The following is a 3483-nucleotide window of genomic DNA, read 5'->3' on the forward strand; positions in this document are numbered from 1 at the left end:
CCCGCCGCAGGGGCCAGTTGTCGTCGACGACACCGGGCCAGACGCAGCCTGCCGGTCGGGGTCAGCGGGGCATTACGGTGGGACACGAGGGCCTCGTGCGGTCGGGCGTAGATGTCGCAATCCACACCGAACCCAGAAGGCCCTCACCTGTTCAAGCACCCAGTCCGCGTGTCACCAACGTCCCGGGACAGCACACCTAGGACGTGGTCGTCCGCTATGAGACCACCCGCGCGGTGATGCACCTCGCACTCGGCACATCATCCACCCAGCACCCAGTAGGAGGGGATCTGTCCATGTCCGCATCAACGGCCCGCCAGCGCGCGTACCGTGAGGAGACGATCCGCCGGGAGGACCAGATGAGCGCGCAGCCCGACCACGCACCCGTCACGCCGTACGCCCCCGCGCCCGGAGCGCCGGCCGAACTCCTCGCCCAGCTCCGCGCCGACCGGCGCGCGGACACCTGGGTGCCAGCCTTCGAGCGGGAGTGGGCGGCTGCCCTTGAGGAATCGCGGCGCACGTTCTCTCTCGCGCCGCTGTACGAGGTCGTCCAGGTCTGGCAGGGCCGTCTCGCCTCCGCCCCTGCCGTCGACGCGTTCGTCGCCTCCGGCTACGACGACAGCGAGTTCATCGACATGGCGGAGCTGCGGGGAAGGCGCCGGTGACTGAGCAGCCGTACGCGGTCCGTTTCTCCGCCCCGGCCGCGAAGGTCCTCGACACCCTGCCCGAGCACGTCGAAGACATGGTGTGGGACGTCCTAGACGCCGCCGCCGGCGATCCGTGGGGCTTCCAGCAGTGGAACACCGGCGACCCCGAGGGTGAGGACGTCCGGCACGCCTCCGTTGGCCAGCTCTCCCTCACCTACTGGGTGAACCGGCCCCTGCGCCGCCTGTCCGTCCTCACCATCACCTGGCTCGGATAGCCACCGGTGGCAACGACCTGACCCCGGCATCGCAACTGCCGGGGTCAGGTCGTTTCGCATCGTAGCCATCTGCGTCCTGCATGGCCTACCACTGCCGTTACGCCGCTCTACGCCCAAGGCGGGGCGGTGATCTGCATGTTGTTCCTGCCGAGCTGCCATCGGCCGGGTGCTGCCTGGTGGAAGGCGGGGAAGCGGTGCAGGAGCCGCCCCAGTCCGTCCATCTGCCGACGGTGCGGTTCCTGCACCGCGGCGGGGAGCGCGGCGAGGATGTCGGTCCGGGTCATTGGCTCGGGCGCGCGGGCGAGCAGGCGAGCGACCTGCGAGAGCACATCGTCCCCAGCGGTGCCACGCTGCGCCTGAGCCCAGTCGCGCCCGTGCACCTCGTCCTGGACGAACGGCTCGCCCAGGACCTTGAAGGCCTCCGTGCCGAACCGGGCGAGCTTCGCGCGAGTGTCGCTGGAGAACCGGCTGCGGTTGAGGTACGCATAGGTGCCAGCGGCGGCAACCGCCACGGTGGCGGCCACCGGGTGGGCTCGGGCCAGCCGTACGGCTCCGGCCAGACCGTATCCGGCTCCCACGATCGTGCTGGTACTGCCCTGCATGCCCGCCTCCGCCTTGCCGATCCTCCCCAGCACAGCCCGAATCGCTTCCCAGTTCGGGACGGCAACGCCCTGGCGGATCAGGTCACGGTCGGCGGCCAGCAGGACGACTGGGGCAAGTACGCCGGCGAGCTGGAGGATGCCGACGTCGCTGAGGTCCTCGTGGGCGAGCTTGTGGGCGGCCGCCGTCATGGGAAGCCCGTTCACGTCTACGACGTGCAGCAGCGGCACATACTGCTGCCACCACAGCCGCTCCGCCCGGGCGAGATCGAAGGCGCCGCCCTCACGCTTGCGGTCTGCCAGCACACGGGGAACTTCCGCCCACACGTGCTGCGGGATGAACCCACGCAGCGTCCCGTGCCGCATCCCGGCGAGGATCGAGGACGGCTGGCCGCGCTTCAGGGCCGCGGTGACGTCCGATGTGAGCACCGAGGTGTCGAAGACTCCGAGCCGGAAGCCGCCGCCGGTCAACGGCACGGGATAGGCGCTGCTGTACATGACGGGAGCGTAGGCCTCCAACAGGTCCTTGGTGCAGGGGTTTTCCCCGGCGACAGGACTTGGCGGGGCCGGGGATGTCAGTGGGGTGGGCCATCATCGGTGGATGCCGCAGAAGGACTCCTCCCGCCGACTTACCGAAGGCGAAGGTGCTCGCCGCACTGCCTGAGCACGAGGAGCCGATGGTCTGGGGCGTCCTGGGCACCGCGGCTGGTGAGAAGGCCGGCTGCGTCCAGCGATGCCTGCAAGGCTGACGCACCAAATGTCGTGAGGGCGACCCGATTGTCAGACCCCTCTGGCAGGCTTACTGACACGTCGAACTGTGCCAGGAGCCGACCCTGGGACGGCTGCACGAGGCGCTGTCGGTGCCGGTGGCCGATCTCCTGCCCGAGCGTCCGCACCCCAGTGCCGTTCCGAACGAGCGCGAGGACACGGCGCGGCGGTGGGCCCGGGTGCGCGACGGCGTGGACCACGCGATGGAGCTCGTAGTGGAGATCGCCGCAGACGAGGAAGCGGCCCACCCCCGAACCAAGGACGAAGCCGCCGGCTGTCTGCTGACCGAGCACTGCCCGCCCCACACCGACCCGGTGTACCACGGCGTCCTGGAGCCGCTGTTCAAGCTGGCGGAGGAAGTCCCGTTCGACATCAGCCGGATCATCAAGAGCAGGTGACCCCCAGCACCGCGCCTCAGTCCTGCGGCGCCGCGTCGGGCAATTCGCTGGCGAACTCCCACCACTGCTCGATGGTCCACACGGCGACGCTGGAGCAGTCGGTGCACATCCGCAGCCATACCTCCTCACCGCCGGGCATGAGTGGCCGTAGCTCCGCTTCCAGGTCGGGGCCGCGTCCTCCTTCTCGGAGTGCGCGATCACCAGCACACCGTCGAGGTCGACGGTCACCGTTCCGTCCGCGTCGGGCGCCGCCCGGCCGGCCAACTGCCAGACTCGCAGGCGGGCTTGGGCCCGTGCGGAGCGGATCGCCTGCAGGGCCTTTTCCCCGGAAGCGGCGCGTCGATCAGACGGGAGACCGTCGGATCTGAGGCCATCGGCCCGAACACGGCCGGCTCGGCCCGCAGCATGCCGACATCTGCGACACAGTCCCCGCCCGACGCGACCGCCAACGCGACATCTAGCAGGACCCTTCCGGGACCGTGAACGGCCCGCGGCTTCCGCCACGGTGCCAGCGCCGCGGATATCGCCTGGTCAAGGCCGCTCTTGCGGACCGTCTCCACCAGCAGCACGCTCCCGGCCTGCGAGACCACCGCCCGGCCGCCGCCCTCGGTACGGACACGCGGGTAGGACCCGATACGCTTCTTCACTTGGGGAGTGCTTCTTTCCGTGCGGTGACGTGGACCCTAGAGGTTGTCCCGTAATTAGTGTGGCGGTTGGTGCGTTGGTTGGGCATGGGTGGGGTGATCTCAGCGGATGATCCTAAGTGGATCGAGCCGTTTTCCGGGCTGACCGAGTCGCA

At 69.6% G+C, this 3483-nt stretch carries 5 protein-coding genes and 1 pseudogene; 3 read left to right on the top strand and 3 right to left on the bottom strand.

Features of this window, described 5'->3' with window-relative positions; genetic code table 11:
* Positions 1-356 precede the first annotated feature (356 nt).
* Both ACH4C6_RS36200 and ACH4C6_RS36205 read left to right on the top strand, forming a co-directional pair.
* Positions 357-662: a DUF6247 family protein gene (locus ACH4C6_RS36200; RefSeq protein ID WP_398112820.1), complete on the top strand. Its 306-nt coding sequence runs from the start codon at positions 357-359 to the stop codon at positions 660-662.
* A complete protein-coding gene (locus ACH4C6_RS36205) occupies positions 659-919 on the top strand; it encodes a hypothetical protein (protein WP_398112818.1) in 261 nt (86 codons plus the stop codon). Before ACH4C6_RS36200 ends, ACH4C6_RS36205 begins: the two co-directional genes overlap by 4 nt.
* A 107-nt stretch (positions 920-1026) precedes the next feature.
* Here ACH4C6_RS36205 and ACH4C6_RS36210 read toward each other — a convergent pair whose 3' ends face one another.
* Positions 1027-2016 (bottom strand): PIN domain-containing protein, encoded by a 990-nt coding sequence (locus ACH4C6_RS36210; protein ID WP_398112819.1) that lies wholly within the window; start codon positions 2014-2016, stop codon positions 1027-1029.
* 368 nt (positions 2017-2384) lie between these two features.
* Between ACH4C6_RS36210 and ACH4C6_RS36215 the strand changes: the two genes are divergently transcribed.
* Positions 2385-2684, top strand: a complete 300-nt coding sequence (locus ACH4C6_RS36215; RefSeq protein ID WP_398112821.1) for a hypothetical protein — start codon at positions 2385-2387, stop codon at positions 2682-2684.
* A gap of 16 nt (positions 2685-2700) precedes the next feature.
* Here ACH4C6_RS36215 and ACH4C6_RS36220 read toward each other — a convergent pair whose 3' ends face one another.
* Together ACH4C6_RS36220 and ACH4C6_RS36225 are read right to left on the bottom strand one after the other, a co-directional pair.
* Positions 2701-2823: a hypothetical protein gene (locus ACH4C6_RS36220; protein ID WP_398112822.1), complete on the bottom strand. Its 123-nt coding sequence runs from the start codon at positions 2821-2823 to the stop codon at positions 2701-2703.
* Positions 2822-3331, bottom strand: a pseudogene (locus tag ACH4C6_RS36225) (transposase); the annotation flags it as partial. The gene ACH4C6_RS36220 and the pseudogene ACH4C6_RS36225, both read right to left, overlap by 2 nt.
* Positions 3332-3483 lie beyond the last annotated feature (152 nt).

The sequence above is a fragment of the Streptomyces sp. NPDC017943 genome (genome assembly GCF_044328425.1).
Lineage (GTDB): Bacteria > Actinomycetota > Actinomycetes > Streptomycetales > Streptomycetaceae > Streptomyces > Streptomyces djakartensis_A.

What these genes read in the sequence shown, in the direction of transcription:
- ACH4C6_RS36210 (WP_398112819.1), bottom strand. Translation starts at nt 2,016, where the DNA reads ATGTACAGCAGCGCCTATCCCGTGCCGTTGACCGGCGGCGGCTTCCGG.
- ACH4C6_RS36220 (WP_398112822.1), bottom strand. Translation starts at nt 2,823, where the DNA reads ATGCCCGGCGGTGAGGAGGTATGGCTGCGGATGTGCACCGACTGCTCC.
- ACH4C6_RS36200 (WP_398112820.1), top strand. Translation starts at nt 357, where the DNA reads ATGAGCGCGCAGCCCGACCACGCACCCGTCACGCCGTACGCCCCCGCG.